A 16867-nucleotide genomic window follows, 5' to 3' on the forward strand; every position below is an offset into this window, starting at 1 on the left:
CCGGCGACGCCGGGACCCGATTCCACCGGGGATGGTCAGCTGAACTGGTTCATCGTGTTGTCCTTGCCGCCGGCCTTCAGCGCCGCGGCTCCGGCGAAGTACTCCTTGTGGTTGTCGCCGAGGTCGCTGCCGGCCATGTTCTGGTGCTTGACCGTCGCGATGCCCTCGCGGATCTCGCGGCGCTGCACATCGCGGACGTAGGTCAGCATGCCCTCGTCGCCGAAGTACCCCTTGGCCAGGCTGTCCGTCGACAGCGCGGCCGTGTGGTACGTCGGCAGGGTGATGAGGTGGTGGAAGATCCCGGCGCGCGCCGAGCCGTCGCGCTGGAACGTGCGGATCCGCTCGTCGGCGAGACGGGCCAGCTCGGTGTCGTCGTAGTCGACGCTCATGAGGTTCCCGCGATCGTAGGCCGAGACGTCCTCGCCCTGTGCGGCGAGCTGGTCGAAGGCCTGCTGGCGGAAGTTGAGGGTCCAGTTGAACGACGGGCTGTTGTTGTAGACGAGCTTGGCGTTCGGGATCACCTCGCGGATCCGGTCGACCATGCCGGCGATCTGCTCCACGTGCGGCTTCTCGGTCTCGATCCAGAGCAGGTCGGCGCCGTTCTGCAGCGAGGTGATGCAGTCGAGCACGCAACGGTCCTCACCGGTGCCGGGGCGGAACTGGTACAGATTGCTCGCCAGCCGCTTCGGGCGGAGCAGCCGGCCCTCGCGGCGGATCACGACGTCCCCGTCGCTCAGGTCGGCCTCGCCGATCTCCTCGACGTCGAGGAAGGCGTTGTACTGGTCGCCCAGGTCGCCGGGGGAGGAGGACACCGCGAGCTTCTGCGTGAGCCCTGCACCGAGGGAATCCGTCCTGGCGACGATCACGCCGTTGTCGATGCCGAGCTCGAGGAAGGCGTAGCGGACCGCGTTGATCTTGGCGAGGAAGTCCTCGTGCGGAACGGTGACCTTGCCGTCCTGGTGACCGCACTGCTTCTCGTCCGACACCTGGTTCTCGATCTGGATCGCGCAGGCGCCCGCCTCGATCATCTTCTTCGCGAGCAGGTAGGTCGCCTCGGGGTTGCCGAAGCCGGCGTCGATGTCGGCGATGATCGGGACGACGTGCGTCTCGTAGTTGTCGATCTGCGACTGGATGAACTCGACGGCGGTCTCGTCGCCGGCGGCCCGTGCGTCGTCCAGTTTCGTGAACAGCAGGTCGAGCTCGCGGGCGTCCGCCTGGCGGAGGAACGTGTAGAGCTCCTCGATGAGCGCGGGGACCGAGGTCTTCTCGTGCATCGACTGGTCGGGGAGCGGGCCGAACTCGGATCGGAGTGCGGCGACCATCCACCCGGAGAGGTAGAGGTAGCGCTTGTTGGTGCTCTTGAGGTGCTTCTTGATCGAGATGAGCTTCTGCTGGCCGATGAAGCCGTGCCACACGCCGAGCGACTGGGTGTAGACCGAGGAGTCCTCGTCGTACTCGCTCATGTCGCGGCGCATGATGTCCGCCGTGTACTGCGCGATCTCCAGGCCCGTCTTGAAGCGGTTCTGCGCCCGCATCCGTGCGACGTACTCCGGGTTGATCGCATCCCAGCTGGATCCGTGCTGCTTCTTGAGCGCCTCGATGGCGGTCTCGTCGTTCTGGAACGCGGTCATGATGTTTCCTCCGTGTGCTGGCGGGCCGCCGGGAGCGGGTGCCCTGCGGTTTGGTTCCACCATGCCCAACATCGATCGGTCCTTCCGGCCAAACGGCGGGAGAAGATTCTGCAAAATTCTGCAATCAGGAACAGATTCCCGTCCCCGTAGACTCGATGCGTGTTCAGAGGCCGATCGACCGCCGCCGCGCAGGCACCCCTCGTGACGGCGGGCGCACTGCTTCTGGCGCTCACCCTCGCCGCATGCGCCCCGGCGGGGTCGGCGCGCCCTTCCGCGTCGAGCGGGCCGTCCGGCACGGGCGGAGCTTCGGCGCCGACGACCGCTGCACCGGCTCCCCAGCTCGTGCCCGGAGGTACGGCGGATGAGAACCTCCCGCTGTTCCGCGCCGTGACCGAACGCGTCTGGGGCTCGGAGCAGCGCGAGTCGGGCCGGGCGTACATCGACGCGCTCGCGGCAGCCGGCTTCGACCGCGGTGCGATGCAGGTGACCGAGGACCGCTCGACCGTGGACAACCCCGCCGAGAGCATCCAGTTCTCGGTGCGCTGGGGCGATGCGTCGTGCCTGGTGGGTCAGGTCGGGCCGTCCACCGGGGATCCGGTCACGGCGGTGCTGCCGCAACTCGACGGCGGCGCCTGCCTCGTCGGCAAGACCGCGCCCGTCGGGCCGCAGCCGCCCCGGTAGGCTGGAGTGTCGATCCCGAGGTCCTGAGCCTCCAGGCCCGCCGCCGTCCGCCCGGTCCCCACGATCGTCATCACGACAGAAGGAGTGCCCTCGTGGCCGAATACATCTACTCCATGGTCCGCGCCCGCAAGGCGGTCGGCGACAAGCTCATCCTCGACGACGTCACGATGGCGTTCCTGCCCGGAGCGAAGATCGGCATGGTCGGTCCGAACGGTGCCGGAAAGTCCACCATCCTCAAGATCATGGCGGGGCTCGACACCCCGTCCAACGGCGAGGCCAAGCTCAGCCCCGGCTTCAGCGTGGGCATCCTGATGCAGGAGCCCGAGCTCGACGAGACCAAGACCGTCTTGGAGAACATCCAGGAGGGTGTGGCGATCAAGGCCAAGGTCGACCGGTTCAACGAGATCTCGGCGCAGATGGCCGACCCGGATGCGGACTTCGACACCCTGCTCGCCGAGATGGGCGTGCTGCAGGAGGAGATCGACGCGGCCGACGGCTGGGATCTCGACTCCCAGCTCGAGCAGGCCATGGACGCGCTGCGCACCCCGCCGGGGGACGAGCCGGTCACCAAGCTCTCCGGAGGCGAGAAGCGTCGCGTGGCCCTGGCGAAGCTGCTGCTGCAGAAGCCGGATCTGCTGCTGCTCGACGAGCCCACCAACCACCTCGACGCCGAGAGCGTGCTGTGGCTCGAGAAGCACCTGCAGGCTTACAAGGGCGCGGTGATCGCGATCACCCACGACCGGTACTTCCTCGACAACATGGCGGAGTGGATCGCCGAGGTCGACCGCGGCCGCCTGATCGGCTACGAGGGCAACTACTCCACCTATCTGGAGAAGAAGGCCGAGCGCCTCGACATCCAGGGCAAGAAGGACGCGAAGCTCGCCAAGCGCCTCAAGGACGAGCTGGAGTGGGTGCGTTCGAGCGCGAAGGGGCGTCAGACCAAGTCGAAGGCGCGTCTGGCCCGGTACGAGGAGATGGCGGCGGAGGCCGAGCGCACCAGGAAGCTCGACTTCGAGGAGATCCAGATCCCCGCGGGTCCGCGTCTCGGCAACGTCGTGATCGAGGCGAAGAAGCTGAAGAAGGGCTTCGGCGATCGCTCGCTCATCGACGGCCTGAGCTTCAGCCTGCCGCCCAACGGCATCGTCGGCGTGATCGGCCCGAACGGCGTCGGAAAGACCACGCTCTTCAAGACGATCGTGGGCCTGGAGCCGCTGGACGGCGGCGACCTCAAGGTCGGCGAGACCGTCAAGATCAGCTACGTCGACCAGTCGCGCGCGAACATCGACCCCGACAAGACCCTGTGGGAGGTCGTCTCGGACGGCCTCGACATCATGATGGTCGGCAAGACCGAGATCCCGTCCCGGGCCTATGTCTCGAAGTTCGGCTTCAAGGGCCCGGACCAGCAGAAGAAGGCCGGTGTCCTGTCCGGAGGCGAGCGCAACCGCCTCAACCTGGCCCTGACGCTCAAGGAGGGCGGCAACCTGCTGCTCCTCGATGAGCCCACCAACGACCTCGACGTCGAGACCCTGGGCTCCCTGGAGAACGCACTGCTGGAGTTCCCCGGCTGCGCCGTGGTGATCACGCACGACCGGTGGTTCCTCGACCGCATCGCCACGCACATCCTGGCGTACGAGGGCACGGACGAGAACCCCGACCAGTGGTACTGGTTCGAGGGCAACTTCGAGTCCTACGAGGCGAACAAGATCGAGCGCCTCGGTGCCGACGCGGCCAACCCCCACCGCTCCACGCACCGCAGGCTGACGCGTGACTGAGACCGGCGACGCCGGTGCGCCCGCGGCGGCGGCCCCCCTCGGGGTCGCTGCCGGGCAGCGCCTGCACATCCCGATCCAGCTGCGCTGGGGCGACCTGGACGCGTTCAACCACGTCAACAACACCTCGATGCTGAAGCTGCTCGAGGAGGCGCGGGTGCGCGCGTTCTGGCGCCCGGGCGAGGGGGAGCACGGCCCCAGCACCGCCGTGCTCGACTCCGGACTCGACGCCGGCGCGCTGACGCTCGTGGCACGGCAGGAGATCGAGTACTTCGCTCCGGTGCCGTATCAGCGGCACCCGCTCGAGGTGCAGATGTGGTTCGGCAAGATCGGCGGCTCCAGCGTCGAGGTCTGCTACGAGGTGTTCAACGACGCCTCGTTCGACGAGCGCGTGCTCTACGCGCGCTCGACGGCGGTCATCGTGCTCGTGAGCGCGGAGACCGGGCGGCCCGTCAGGATCAGCCAGGAGATGCGCGACGCCTGGGCGCCGTACGTCGGTGCTCCGATCGTCTACGCGCACCGCTGAGCGGATCGCGGCGTCTCAGGACGCGGGCACCCGGATCGTGATCTCCTGCGCGACGCTCGCCACCAGATCGCCGTCTCGGGTGTAGATGCGGCCGCGGGCGAGACCTCGTCCGCCGCGCGCGTTGGGCGAATCCTGCACGTAGAGGAGCCAGTCGTCGACCCGTCCGGGACGGTGCCACCACATCGCATGGTCGAGGCTCGCGACCTTGAGCCCCGGAGTCGCCCAGCTGAGCCCGTGGGCGCGCAGGATGGACTCCTGGATCGACATGTCGCTGAGGTACGCCAGGGCGGCGCGGTGCAGCGCGGGATCGTCGGGGAACGGGGCGCGCAGCCGCATCCACACCGCTTGCCGGGCGATGTGCTCCGCGCCGGCGTCGCGGAACAGCGGTCCCTCGACGTGCCGCATGTTGACCGGACGCTCCGCCAGCATGCGCTGCGAGAGCGGGTGGATCCCGTCCGAGAGCTCCTCGTCGGGGCGCAGGTCCTCCGGGGCGGGGATGCCGTCGGGCATCGGCTCGGCGTGCTCGATCCCCGGGTTCTCGTCCTGGAAAGAGGCGATCATCGAGAAGATCGGCACGCCGTTCTGGTAGGCCTGCGATCGTCTGGTCGAGAAGGAGCGGCCGTCGTGGATCCGGTCGACGGCGTAGGTGAGCCCCTGCGAGGCGTCGCCGGCGCGCAGGAAATAGCCGTGCATCGAGTGCGGGATGCGCCCGTCCGGCATGGTCCGCTCGGCGGCGATGATCGACTGTCCGAGCACCTGGCCGCCGTAGATGCGACCGGTCGGCATCGGGTGCGAGGCGCCGGTGAAGATGTCCTCCGTGGTGCGGGCGTCCGTGGCGCCGAGATCCAGGATCCCGAGCAGCATGTCGACCGAGCGCCGGGCGTCCTCATCCGAATCCATGGGATCCTCTCCGCCGGGAAGGCGGGCGGGGAGCCGCACGCCGATTGATAGTTTAGAGGGCGTGCCCACGCCCCTGATCCTCGCCGACGCCGACACCGCGCGCGACGCGCTCACCTTCGTCTCCCGTGCCGCGCGGGCCGGCGACGAGGGCGTGCGACTGCAAGCCGACGGCGGCGTCCTGGCGATGACCGCGGCCGCGCTCGCGCCGCAGACGCTGTTCGACGCCACTCCGACGATCCTCGCGATGCGCATCGTGCACGCCGACCCGGAGCTGCGCTGCGACATCGTGATCGATGAGCTCACCGCCACGGACGATCCGCGCTCGCTCGCTCTGCCCGACACCGGGCTCAGCCCCGCCTGGGCCGGCATCGCGCCGCCGCGCGGCGGATGGGCGTCCGCAGGGGCGCTCGGCGCCGACGTCATCGCGCAGCGCGCGCAGTGGGGGATCTCGGCGGTCGCGCACGGATCTCCGGCCGGCGCGGGGGAGGACGCCGTTCGTTCGCTGCGGGCCGCGATCTGGGGCGAGCCCGACGAGGATCTCCTCGGCCTGCCCCGGGGGGTCGCGTTCGCCGCGCACGCGTTCGGCTTCATCTCCGGCGCCGAACAGGTGCCGGTGACGACCTCCGGCCGGTGGACGCGGCTTGCGTTCTCCCGCGGGCATGTGCTGAGCCGGGGTCCCGCCGCCGTGGGGCTGACGGCCGTGCGGGCGACCGGTTGAACAGAGATGCTCGGACAACCGAGACTGGCTCAGAAGTCGATCATCGTAAAGGAAAGCTGATGGAAGATGGTCTGATATACCACTACACCGATGCATCGGGGTTGCTGGGCATCGCGAAGTCAGGGAAATTGTGGCTTACAGATGTCACCTACATGAATGATCGACGCGAGCTGGACTACGGAATTGAAGTACTGCGCGAGGCGCTTAAACCGCGATTGTCCGCGTTGCAGCGCGCGGCAGCGCTAAATCCGGGTGAAGAAAGCCCGGAGGGTAACATAAGTCGTGTGATCGGTGGCGTCATATCCGAACTCAGCAGAATGCTGAAACCCGACGATCCAGGATTTCGCGTCTTTGCGGCATGTTTTTGTGAAGAAGGTGACTTGCTCAGTCAATGGCGCGGATACGCGAAAGGTGTAGGTGGGTTTTCGCTCGGATTCGACCCGGATATATTGGCGCGGGATAAGGGAGGTGCATCTCCTCTTGTCAAGGTTGCATACGGCCCCAGTGAAGCGCAGAGCTTGATAGAAGCCATTATGCCTCGCATCGCTCCTCAGCCGACTGGCCACCCAGGCGCGCACGCCTACACTCAAGCAGAACAGATTGTTCCCATCATCGCAAGAATCAAACACCCAGGATTTCGCGAGGAGCGTGAGCACAGGTTGATCCATCGTTACTGGGGGCGAGGAGGTGGGGATTTGCGAGCGACAGATTCGGGTCTTGTATCCTATGTCGAGAGACCTTTTGATATCAACGCAATTCGTCGGATAATTGTGGGTCCGAGCGCTGACGATCGCAATTTGCGAGCGGCGTACGATTTAGCAAATAGTGTGGGCAAGGGTATTGAAGTTGTGAGATCCGCTATTCCGTTTCGTTAACATATTGACTTATGCGTCCGTAGGCTAGTCCTTCATTTGGATCGGGCATAGCGAGTCGCGATCTCGGGCGAACCCGACGAGGCTCTGCTTGGCTCGCACAGCGGTATCGCGTTCTCCGCGCACGCTTTCGGCTTCATTGCGTCGTGTCGCGATGCTCACTCAGCACACCGCTCCGGCGCCGAACAGGTGCCGGTGACGACCTCCGGCCGGTGGACGCGGCTCGCGTTCTCCCGCGGGCATGTGCTGAGCCGGGGTCCCGCCGCGGTGGGGCTGACGGCCGTGCGGGCGACGGGCTCCGCAGGCTGAGTCCGCCCGAGGCGGATCCGACTCAGCCGCGTGCGCGCCGGGCGGGGTCCGCACGCGCCGATCCGTGGGATCTCTCGCGCTCCCACACGACGGCCACGAGGTCATCGAGCGGCATCCCGAACGCCGCGGCGAGCTTGAGCCACGTCTTTAGGTCGCCGTAGTGCCGTCCCTGCGAGAGGTTGATCAGCGTCTGCCTGCTGACGCCCGAGCGCTCTGCGAGCTGATCGAAGGTGAGGCTCGACGCGTGACGCGCCTTGTTGAACGCCACGCGGAGCTGATCCAGATCGGGCTCGGGCGGCGTGAAGGGCACATCTCAAGTCGATCGGTGCGGGCGCATCGAGTCAGCACAGAGAACTGTACTTTCAGTACAACTCTCTGTATCGGGATGGTGACCGCCCGTCCGCACGGCGGCGGTTCCCGGGACGGCTCCCGGGGCGGTCAGACGGCCTGTGCCGCCGCGCGTCCCGCGGCGCGGCCGGAGAACAGGCAGCCGCCGAGGAACGTCCCCTCCAGCGCGCGATACCCGTGCACTCCGCCTCCTCCGAAGCCGCTCGCCTCGCCTGCGGCGAACAGCCCGGGGATCACGGTGCCCTCGGCATCCAGCGCACGCGCCTCCAGGTCCGTCTCGATGCCGCCGAGTGACTTGCGGGTGATCACGCGGAGCCGGACCGCGATGAGAGGTCCGGCAGACGGATCCTGCAGCCGGTGCGGACTCGCGGTGCGGATCAAGCGGTCGCCCCGATAGGCCCGGGCGGAACGCAGCATCGCGATCTGCGCGTCCTTCGTGAAGTCGTTGCCGATCTCGCGATCGCGCGCCACGACCTCCTCCCGCACGCGCTCCGGATCCAGGGCCTCGCCGCCGGGGAGCTCCTGCATGCGTGCGACGAGGCGGTCGAGATCCGTCTCGACGACGAAGTCCTCGCCCCGGTCGAGGAACGCCTGTACCGGGTCGGTCGGTCCTTTCGCGAGCCGCGAGCGCACGAGCAGCGGCACGTCCTTGCCGGTGAGGTCCGGGTTCTGCTCGCTGCCGGACAGCGCGAACTCCTTCTCGACGATCTGCCGGGTCGTGACGAACCAGGAGTGGTCGTGACCGGTGCCGCGCAGGTGGGCGAGCGTGCCGAGGGTGTCGAAGCCGGGATAGAGCGGGACGGGCAGGCGACGTCCGGTCGCATCGAGCCACAGCGACGAGGGGCCGGGCAGGATGCGGATGCCGTGGCCGGGCCACACCGGATCCCAGTTGCGGATCCCCTCCACGTAGTGCCACATCCGGTCGCCGTTGATGAGACGAGCGCCCGCCGCCGCGGACACCGTCTGCATGGAGCCGTCGACATAGGCGGGCACCCCGGTCAGCATGTCGGCCGGCGGTGTGCCGAGGCGGGCCGGCCATGCGGCGCGCACCAGGTCGTGGTTGCCGCCGATGCCGCCCGACGTCACGATCGTGGCCGCCGCGGTGATCTCGAACATGCCGACCGCGTCGCGCGCGCTCGGCTCGCCACGCCCCGCGGCGGAGGAACCGAGGATCTCGCCCTGCGCTCCGGACACCGCGCCGTCCTGCATGGTGAGCGCGGTCACGCGGTGCCGGGGGAGCACCGTCAGATGCCCGGTCCGCTCCGCCTGCTCCAGGGCCGCCTGGAAGGGGGCCACGATGCCCGGTCCGGTGCCCCAGGTGATGTGGAAGCGGGGCACCGAGTTGCCGGGTCCCAGGGCTCCGTACCCGCCGCGCTCGGCCCAGCCGACGACCGGGAAGAAGCCCACCCCGCGCTCGCGGAGCCAGGCGCGCTTCTCGCCGCTCGCGAACTGCAGGTACGCCTCCGCCCAGCGCCGCGGCCAGGCATCCTCCGGCCGGTCGAAGCCGGCATTGCCGAACCAGTCCTGCCGCGCCAGCTCGTAGGAGTCCGTGATCCCCATGCGGCGCTGCTCGGGGGAGTCCACGAGGAACAGCCCGCCGAAGGACCACCAGGCCTGCCCGCCGAGGTTCGTGCGCGGCTCCTGATCCACGACGATCACGCGTCGGCCCGCCGCGGTGGCCTCGGCCGCCGCGACGAGCCCGGACAGTCCCCAGCCGATGATCAGGACGTCGGTGGAGTGGATGCTGGTCTTCGCCGTCATGAGGTCTCCGTCGATCTCTCAGGTGAGGCGGACGGCGCTAGAGCGTCGGCCGGCCTCCGGCGTCCGGGCCGATCCCGGACGGTTCGAACGTGTTCACCATGGCATGCGCGGCGCGTTCGAGGTAGTCCCACAGCGTCGCCTCCTGGATCGGCGGGAGCCGGGCGTCGTCCACCGCCGCGCGCATGCATCGCAGCCAGCGGTCGCGGGCGTCGGGATCGACGTGGAACGGCATGTGCCGCATCCGCAGCCTCGGGTGACCGCGCTGCTCGCCGTAGGTCGTGGGGCCGCCCCAGTACTGCTCCAGGAACATCCGGAGACGGTCTGCGGCAGGACCGAGATCCTCCTCCGGGTACATCGGCTTCAGTACCGGATCGAGCGCCACCTCGCGATAGAACACCTCGACGAGGCGCTGGAACGTCGCGTGGCCGCCGATCTCGTCGTAGAAGGACACCGGCTCGGTCATCGTTCGTCTCCCGGGTTCTGGGGATCCTGCGGGCTCTGCGGATCGGGAAGCGGAGGCAGGGGAAGGCTCTGCGGCGCGGAGGGCGGAGTCTTTGGCTTCTCCGTCTTCTTCGGCGCAGAGGAGCCCGCGGGTGCCGGCTTGGTGCGCGGCGGCGGGGTGACCGTGGCCGGCTTCTCCCCGGCGGTCTTCTTCTTGCGCCAGAATCCGCGCTCGGGCACCGACGGCGTCGCCACCGGGTTGGGGCGGGTGCGCGGCGGGTTCGCCCCGTGGACCCGCCGCGCGCCTTCGGGGCCGGCGAGCTGGACGGTCGCCATGCTCGGCACGGTCAGGTCCATTCCGAGCACGGTGTCGCGCAGGCGCATCCGCAGCTCCTGGGCGACGTCGTCCATCGCGTTCGTGCGCGTCTTCATGACGACCCTGATGACGAGCGCGTCGCCGTCGATCGACTCGAGTCCCCAGATCTCGGGCTTCTCGATGATGCGGGTGCGCCACTTCGGGTCCTTCGCGAGCCCCTGCGCGGTGGTGAGCAGCGCGTCCTCGACGGCGGGGACGTCCGCATCGGCCGGCACCCCGAGGTCGATGATCGCGCGCGCCCAGCCCTGGGACATGTTGCCGATCCGGGTGATCTCGCCGTTGCGCACGTACCAGAGCGTGCCGTTCGCGTCGCGCACCTGCGTGATGCGCACGCTCACGTACTCCACGACGCCGGAGGCGAGGCCCAGATCCACGACGTCGCCGATGCCGACCTGGTCCTCGGCGACGAGGAACATGCCGTTCAGCACGTCCTTGACGATGTTCTGGGCCCCGAAGCCGAGACCCGCGCCGACCGCGGCCGTGAGCAGGGTGAGGGATCCCAGCAGCGAATTGTCGATGATGTTCACGATCAGGACGATCGCCACCACCACGAGGATGACGTTGACGATGTTCTGCAGGATCGTGCCGAGCGTTCTCGTGCGCTGCACCAGCCGCATGTCGGCGAGCGGGGAACGCTCGAGCGCCCTCGTATCGGTGACCTCGGCCTTGGACTTGGCTCCGGCGACGATGCGGCGCACGACGCGACGGATGGCGAACCGCAGACCGTAGGCGAGGGCTGCGCAGACGACGATGACGAGAGCCGCCTGCAGCGCTTTACCGCCGATGGCAAGGAGCGCACTAGGCAATCCCTCCCACCATTTCGCGATGTCGGAGGGCAGATCCACGGGGACGATGTTCATCGCTCCCGATCCTATGACCGCGCCCTTGGCGGGTTCTGAACGGCGACGGCGCTTCCCGGTGATCCGGGCTCCGGGTGGCCCGGAGACGACGAAGGGCCGGGGGAGAGCGAACTCCCTCCGGCCCTTCGAGGCGGTGCGTCAGGCCTGTGCGTCGGCCGTCACGGCCTCGGCGGCCTCCGCATCGCGAGCCTGGGCGGCCAGGGCGCGCTCGACATCGGCGAGGTTCTCGAACACGAGGCGACGCAGCGCAGGAGCGGCGTCCTGGTGGGCGGAGAGCCAGGCGCGGGTCGCGTCGCGCAGGGCGACGTTCGCGAGCGCCTTCGGGTACAGGCCGACGATCAGGTAGTTGGCGACCTGGAACGTGCGGCCCTCCCAGATCGGGAGCAGGGCGTCGAAGTACTGCGGAACGAACGGCTCGAGCAGCGCGACCCCGGCCGGGTGCGTGAAGCCGAGCGCCGCGGAGCGGACGATCGTGTTGGACAGGTCGTCGTGGTCGACGAGGGACGCCCAGGCGGCCTGCTTGTCCTCGGGCGTGGGCAGCGCCGCGCGGGCCTGGGCAGCGAACTCCCCGCCCTTGGCGGTGTTGTCGCTCTCCAGCGCCGCGTCGATCGCGGCGCCGTCGACGGCCCCCACCGTGGCGAGGCCGACGAGCAGCTGCCAGGAGAGGTCGGTGTCGATCGTGAGCCCGTCGAGCGTCAGCGCGCCGTCGCGCAGGCGACGGACGACGTCGGCGTGCTCGGCCGTGGTGAGCGAGTTCGCGAAGGCCGTGACGAACTGCAGCTGGCTGTCCGAGCCGGCCTCGGCGCCCTGGGCGAGCGCCCACAGGCCGTCCGCGACGCGCGTGCGGGCGGCGTCGCGGTGCTCCGGCGTGACGTACAGCGCGGCGGCGGTCTGCAGCTGGCCGAGGGTGGTGCGCACCGTGGTCGACTCGGTCTCGCGGCCGATGTTGCCGAGCACGAGGTCGATGTAGTCGCTCGCCGCGCTCTCGGCGTCGCGGGTCTGGTCCCAGGCCGCGCCCCACACGAGCGAGCGGGCCAGCGGGTCGCTGATGTCGGCGAGGTGCGCGACGGCGGTCGCCAGAGAGCGCTCGTCGAGGCGGATCTTCGCGTAGGCGAGGTCCTCGTCGTTGAGCAGCACCAGGTCGGGACGCTTCAGGCCCTGCAGCTCGGGGATCTCGGTGCGGTCGCCGTCGACGTCCACCTCCACGTGGTGGGTGCGCACGAGGGCTCCCGAGGCGTCGAGGTTGTAGAAGCCGATGCCCAGGCGGTGCGGGCGGATCGTCGGATAGTCGGCAGGGGCGGTCTGGGTGACGGCGAAGCGGGAGATGGACCCGTCTCCGGCCTCGGCGATGACCGGCGCGAGCGTGTTGACGCCGGCGGTCTCCAGCCACTTCTTCGACCACACCGTGAGGTCGCGGCCGCTGGTCTTCTCCAGCTCGACGAGCAGGTCGCTGAGCTCGGTGTTCTGCCACGAGTGCTTCTTGAAGTACTCGGAGACACCGGCGAAGAACGCCTCGATGCCCACCCAGGCGGCGAGCTGCTTGAGGACGGATCCGCCCTTGGCGTAGGTGATGCCGTCGAAGTTCACCTGCACGTCGTCGAGGTCGTTGATCTCGGCGACGACGGGGTGCGTGGAGGGGAGCTGATCCTGGCGGTAGGCCCAGGTCTTCTCCATCGCGTTGAAGGTCGTCCAGGCCTCGGTCCACTCGGTGGCCTCGGCCGTGGCGATGGTCGACGCCCACTCGGCGAACGACTCGTTCAGCCACAGGTCGTTCCACCACTTCATGGTGACGAGGTCGCCGAACCACATGTGGGCGAGCTCGTGCAGGATCGTGACGACGCGGCGCTCCTTGACGGCGTCGGTCACCTTGCTGCGGAACACGTAGGTCTCGGTGAAGGTCACCGCGCCCGCGTTCTCCATGGCGCCGGCGTTGAACTCCGGCACGAAGAGCTGGTCGTACTTCGCGAAGGGGTACGGGACGCCGAACTTCTCCTCGTAGTAGGCGAAGCCCTCACGGGTCTTGTCGAAGATGTAGTCCGCGTCGAGGTGCTCCCACAGGCTCTTGCGCCCGTAGACGCCGAGCGGGATCACGGCGCCGGAGGCGCTGGTCAGCTCGGAGAACGTCGCCTCGTAGGGGCCGGCGATGATCGCCGTGATGTACGAGGAGATCCGCGGCGTGGGCTCGAAGCCCCAGGTGGCGACCGCGCCGGCCTGCTCGGATCCGGTTCCGTTGGACGCGTCGTGGTGGATCGGCTCGGGGGTGGGGGAGTTCGAGACGACCTTCCACGCGGCGGGTGCGGTGATCGTGAACTGGAACGTCGCCTTGAGGTCGGGCTGCTCGAACACGGCGAAGACGCGACGGGAGTCGGGCACCTCGAACTGCGAGTACAGGTAGACCTCGCCGTCGACGGGATCCACGAAGCGGTGCAGGCCCTCGCCGGTGTTCGTGTACTCGCAGTCTGCGTCGACCACGAGCAGGTTCTCGGCCGCGAGGCCGTCCAGGGCGATCCGGGAATCGGCGAAGGCGCCCGTCGGATCGATCTGCTCCCCGTTCAGGGTGATCTCGCGCACCTCGCGCGCGATCAGGTCGATGAAGGTCGAGGACCCCTCGGTCGCGGTGAAGCGCACCACGCTGCGGGATCCGAACACCTCCGCACCCTTGGTCAGGTCGAGCGCGATCTCGTAGGACTCGGTGTCGACGATCGCGCGGCGCTCCTGCGCCTCGATGCGGGTGAGGTTCTCTCCAGGCACTGCTCAGACTCCCAGGGGTGAGGGTTTCGGCCGCAAGATCCGCGCTGCTGGCGCCGGCGGCAACCCTCCCAGCCTACGCCAGAGCGCGTCTCGCACGGTTTCCCGGGTAACCGCGGCGAAAGGAGTCGCGGTGAGGGCGCTCGGCGGCGGCAAAGGAACTTCAGGAGAAGATGGGAGGGTGAGTGCTCGAAACGTGACCGCAGCAACCGTCCCCTTCGCCTCCGCGCCTGCCGCGAGCGGGCCCGAGTTCGTCGAGACCCCCGTCGCCTACGACGGGATCCTGCTCGCAGGATTCGGCGGACCCGAGGGGCAGGACGACGTGATCCCGTTCCTGCGCAACGTCACCCGCGGCCGAGGGATCCCGGATGAGCGCCTGGAGGAGGTCGCGCACCACTACCGGCACTTCGGCGGGGTGAGCCCGATCAACGCGCAGAACCGCGCCCTCAAGGCCGCGCTGGAGGCGGAGCTCGCACGCCGCGGCATCGACCTGCCGGTGTACTGGGGCAACCGCAACTGGGCGCCCTACCTCTCCGACGCGGTGAGCGAGGCGTCCGGCAACGGCGACACGACGCTGCTGGCCTTCGCGACGAGCGCCTACAGCTCGTTCTCCAGCTGCCGTCAGTACCGCGAGGACTTCGCCCGGGTGCTCGAGGAGACCGGTCTCGGCGAGACCGTGACGATCGACAAGATCCGCCCGTTCTACGACCACCCCGGGTTCGTCACGTCCTTCGTGGAGGGCGTGCGGGACGCCATCGAGTCGTTCACCGCCGACGGTGCGGACCCGGCCGCGATCCAGGTCCTGTTCACCACCCACAGCGTGCCGACGGACGACGCGCTGCGCTCCGGCCCTCGCGATGTGGACTGGGGCGCGGGCGGCGCCTACGCCGCGCAGCACGAGGCCGTTGCAGCCTGGGTCATGAGCCGTGTCGCCGAACTCGTGCCGTCCGCCGCCGACGTGCCGTGGGAGCTCGTGTATCAGTCGCGTTCGGGCCCCGCCTCGCAGCCGTGGCTCGAGCCCGACATCTGCGACGTCATCGAAGAACTGCCCGCGCGCGGGCGCACCGCGGTCGCCGTGGTGCCGCTGGGCTTCGTGAGCGACCACATGGAGGTGCTCTGGGATCTCGACACCGAGGCGAAGGACGCGGCCGCCGAGGCAGGGCTCGCTTTCATGCGCACGCCGACGCCCGGAGTCTCGGACTCCTTCGTCGCGGGGATCGTGGACCTCGTCCTGGAGCGTCTCGAGGGCCGCCCGGTCGCGGACCGCGCGCACGTCACCGCGCTCGGTCCGGCGTTCGACGTGTGCCGCCCCGGCTGCTGCGAGAACATCCGCGCAGGGTTCAAGCCGGCCGCCGCCGGCATCGCGCCCTGAACCGCCCGCGGGGGAGCGCCGTCACGCCGCCCCGCTGCGCAGACGGCGCTCCGTAGGATTGGGGCATGCGCATCCACATCGCCACCGATCACGCCGGCCTCGAGTTCTCCACCCAGCTGCAGCATCACCTCGCCGAGGCCGGGCACGAGGTCGTGGATCACGGCCCCGTCGAGTACGACGCCCTGGACGACTACCCGGCGTTCTGCATCCGCGCGGCTCAGGCGACCATCGCCGACCAGCGCGCCGGCGTCGATGCGCTCGGCGTCGTCTTCGGCGGATCGGGCAACGGCGAGCAGATCGCGGCCAACAAGGTCGAGGGGATCCGCGCCGCCCTGGTGTGGAGCATCGCGACCGCCGAGCTCGCCCGGGAGCACAACGACGCCAACGTCATCGCGATCGGGGCGCGCCAGCACACCTTCGAGGAGGTGGCCGGATTCATCGACCGCTTCATCGCCACGCCGTTCTCGGGCGAGGAGCGCCACGTGCGCCGGATCGCTCAGATCGCCGACTTCGAGCGCGACGGCTCGCTGCTCCCGGATCCGCGCGCCTGATGCCCGAGGGCCATTCCGTCCACCGGATCGCGCGGCAGTTCGCCCGCAACTTCGTCGGCAAGGCCGTGTCCGCGTCGAGTCCGCAGGGACGATTCGCGGAGGGGGCGGCGCTGCTCGACGGTCGCGTGGTGGAGAGCGTGCAGGCGGTCGGCAAGCAGATGTTCCTCGAGACCGAGGGCGATCTCTGGCTGCGCGTGCACCTCGGGCTCTACGGCGCCTGGGACTTCTCCGGAGAGATCCTCGTGGATCCGACCATCGCCTCGGCGAACGGGCGCATGGGGCAGACGAACCAGCGCGGCACCGATCTCGACGAGACGCCGATCCTGGACGAGGACGGCGAGAACTCCCTGGCGTCCATCGGCGCTCCGCGGAAGACCCGGGTGCACGTGCGCATGTCCGAAGCCACGAAGGGGCTGTCGGACGAGGGCGCGGAGTGGCCGCCGCCCGTCGTCGGGCAGGTGCGGTTGCGCCTTCTGACGGATTCGACCTGCGCGGATCTGCGCGGGCCGACGGCCTGCGTCCTGCAGACCCCCGACGAGATGCTCGCGACGGTCGCGAAGCTCGGACCGGATCCGCTCGTGGGCGATGTGGACGAGGGCGAGGAGCGCTTCGTGGCCGCGGTGCGGCGCCGGGGCGTGCCGATCGCGCTCCTGCTCATGGACCAGGCCGTCGTCAGCGGGATCGGGAACGTGTACCGCGCCGAGCTGCTCTTCCGGGCACGGCTCAACCCGCACACCCTGGGGCGGGACGTTCCGGAGGAGACCGTTCGCGCGCTCTGGCGCGACTGGGTGCGCCTGCTCACGATCGGCGTCGAGACCGGCCAGATGATGACCATGGACGACCTCACGCCCGATCAGTACCGGGCCGCGATGGCGCACCGGGACGACAGGCACTGGGTGTACCACCGCACCGGCCTGCCGTGCCGGGTGTGCGGCACGGACATCGTGCTCGAGGAGATCGGCGCCCGCAAGCTGTACTGGTGCCCCCGCTGCCAGGCGTGACGA

Annotated in this window: 15 protein-coding genes; 8 read left to right on the top strand and 7 right to left on the bottom strand. The window is 69.1% G+C overall.

What is annotated here, in order from left to right:
* Window positions 1-35 precede the first annotated feature (35 nt).
* Complete coding sequence (locus tag WFJ01_RS03390; RefSeq protein WP_336628209.1) at window positions 36-1631, bottom strand: isocitrate lyase; 1596 nt, start codon at window positions 1629-1631, stop codon at window positions 36-38.
* Between the two features lie 159 nt (window positions 1632-1790).
* Between WFJ01_RS03390 and WFJ01_RS03395 the strand changes: the two genes are divergently transcribed.
* The 3 genes from WFJ01_RS03395 (at window position 1791) to WFJ01_RS03405 (ending at window position 4607) form a co-directional block, all read left to right on the top strand.
* A complete protein-coding gene (locus WFJ01_RS03395; protein ID WP_336628210.1) occupies window positions 1791-2312 on the top strand; it encodes a DUF6993 domain-containing protein in 522 nt (173 codons plus the stop codon).
* A 92-nt stretch (window positions 2313-2404) separates the two neighbouring features.
* Window positions 2405-4084 (top strand): energy-dependent translational throttle protein EttA, encoded by a 1680-nt coding sequence (gene ettA / locus WFJ01_RS03400; RefSeq protein ID WP_251439442.1) that lies wholly within the window; start codon window positions 2405-2407, stop codon window positions 4082-4084.
* Window positions 4077-4607: an acyl-CoA thioesterase gene (locus WFJ01_RS03405; protein WP_442928016.1), complete on the top strand. Its 531-nt coding sequence runs from the start codon at window positions 4077-4079 to the stop codon at window positions 4605-4607. Before ettA ends, WFJ01_RS03405 begins: the two co-directional genes overlap by 8 nt.
* Before the next feature lie 15 nt (window positions 4608-4622).
* Here WFJ01_RS03405 and WFJ01_RS03410 read toward each other — a convergent pair whose 3' ends face one another.
* A complete protein-coding gene (locus tag WFJ01_RS03410; RefSeq protein WP_336628211.1) occupies window positions 4623-5507 on the bottom strand; it encodes an acyl-CoA thioesterase in 885 nt (294 codons plus the stop codon).
* 61 nt (window positions 5508-5568) lie between these two features.
* Between WFJ01_RS03410 and WFJ01_RS03415 the strand changes: the two genes are divergently transcribed.
* On the top strand, window positions 5569-6225 hold the full coding sequence (locus WFJ01_RS03415; RefSeq protein WP_336628212.1) for a hypothetical protein: 657 nt from the start codon (window positions 5569-5571) through the stop codon (window positions 6223-6225).
* A gap of 59 nt (window positions 6226-6284) precedes the next feature.
* A complete protein-coding gene (locus tag WFJ01_RS03420) occupies window positions 6285-7100 on the top strand; it encodes a DUF2971 domain-containing protein (protein WP_336628213.1) in 816 nt (271 codons plus the stop codon).
* Window positions 7101-7428: 328 nt separating this feature from the next.
* Here the strand turns inward: WFJ01_RS03420 and WFJ01_RS03425 are convergent, their stop codons facing one another.
* The 5 genes from WFJ01_RS03425 to pepN form a co-directional block, all read right to left on the bottom strand.
* Window positions 7429-7716, bottom strand: a complete 288-nt coding sequence (locus WFJ01_RS03425) for a helix-turn-helix transcriptional regulator (protein ID WP_336628214.1) — start codon at window positions 7714-7716, stop codon at window positions 7429-7431.
* Between the two features lie 128 nt (window positions 7717-7844).
* On the bottom strand, window positions 7845-9515 hold the full coding sequence (locus tag WFJ01_RS03430) for an FAD-binding dehydrogenase (protein ID WP_336628215.1): 1671 nt from the start codon (window positions 9513-9515) through the stop codon (window positions 7845-7847).
* 37 nt (window positions 9516-9552) lie between these two features.
* A complete protein-coding gene (locus WFJ01_RS03435) occupies window positions 9553-9978 on the bottom strand; it encodes a globin (RefSeq protein ID WP_251439453.1) in 426 nt (141 codons plus the stop codon).
* Window positions 9975-11192: a mechanosensitive ion channel family protein gene (locus WFJ01_RS03440; protein ID WP_336628216.1), complete on the bottom strand. Its 1218-nt coding sequence runs from the start codon at window positions 11190-11192 to the stop codon at window positions 9975-9977. Before WFJ01_RS03440 ends, WFJ01_RS03435 begins: the two co-directional genes overlap by 4 nt.
* 138 nt (window positions 11193-11330) lie before the next feature.
* Window positions 11331-13943, bottom strand: coding sequence for an aminopeptidase N (pepN, locus tag WFJ01_RS03445; protein WP_336628217.1), 2613 nt, complete (start codon window positions 13941-13943; stop codon window positions 11331-11333).
* A gap of 193 nt (window positions 13944-14136) precedes the next feature.
* Between pepN and WFJ01_RS03450 the strand changes: the two genes are divergently transcribed.
* The 3 genes from WFJ01_RS03450 to WFJ01_RS03460 all read left to right on the top strand — a co-directional run bounded on the left by WFJ01_RS03450 (window position 14137) and on the right by WFJ01_RS03460 (window position 16864).
* Window positions 14137-15312, top strand: a complete 1176-nt coding sequence (locus tag WFJ01_RS03450) for a ferrochelatase (protein WP_336628218.1) — start codon at window positions 14137-14139, stop codon at window positions 15310-15312.
* Between the two features lie 65 nt (window positions 15313-15377).
* Window positions 15378-15863 (top strand): ribose-5-phosphate isomerase, encoded by a 486-nt coding sequence (locus tag WFJ01_RS03455; RefSeq protein ID WP_251439459.1) that lies wholly within the window; start codon window positions 15378-15380, stop codon window positions 15861-15863.
* A complete protein-coding gene (locus tag WFJ01_RS03460) occupies window positions 15863-16864 on the top strand; it encodes an Fpg/Nei family DNA glycosylase (protein ID WP_336628219.1) in 1002 nt (333 codons plus the stop codon). The genes WFJ01_RS03455 and WFJ01_RS03460 overlap by 1 nt, the downstream gene beginning before the upstream one ends.
* Window positions 16865-16867: the final 3 nt, after the last annotated feature.

The organism is Microbacterium sp. MMO-35 (genome assembly GCF_037147555.1).
GTDB lineage: Bacteria > Actinomycetota > Actinomycetes > Actinomycetales > Microbacteriaceae > Microbacterium.

Bases quoted from the DNA above. Each gene is read 5' to 3' on its own strand.
- WFJ01_RS03390 (WP_336628209.1), bottom strand. From the start codon at position 1,631: ATGACCGCGTTCCAGAACGACGAGACCGCCATCGAGGCGCTCAAGAAG.
- WFJ01_RS03410 (WP_336628211.1), bottom strand. From the start codon at position 5,507: ATGGATTCGGATGAGGACGCCCGGCGCTCGGTCGACATGCTGCTCGGG.
- WFJ01_RS03420 (WP_336628213.1), top strand. From the start codon at position 6,285: ATGGAAGATGGTCTGATATACCACTACACCGATGCATCGGGGTTGCTG.
- WFJ01_RS03430 (WP_336628215.1), bottom strand. From the start codon at position 9,515: ATGACGGCGAAGACCAGCATCCACTCCACCGACGTCCTGATCATCGGC.
- WFJ01_RS03435 (WP_251439453.1), bottom strand. From the start codon at position 9,978: ATGACCGAGCCGGTGTCCTTCTACGACGAGATCGGCGGCCACGCGACG.
- WFJ01_RS03440 (WP_336628216.1), bottom strand. From the start codon at position 11,192: ATGAACATCGTCCCCGTGGATCTGCCCTCCGACATCGCGAAATGGTGG.
- WFJ01_RS03455 (WP_251439459.1), top strand. From the start codon at position 15,378: ATGCGCATCCACATCGCCACCGATCACGCCGGCCTCGAGTTCTCCACC.
- WFJ01_RS03460 (WP_336628219.1), top strand. From the start codon at position 15,863: ATGCCCGAGGGCCATTCCGTCCACCGGATCGCGCGGCAGTTCGCCCGC.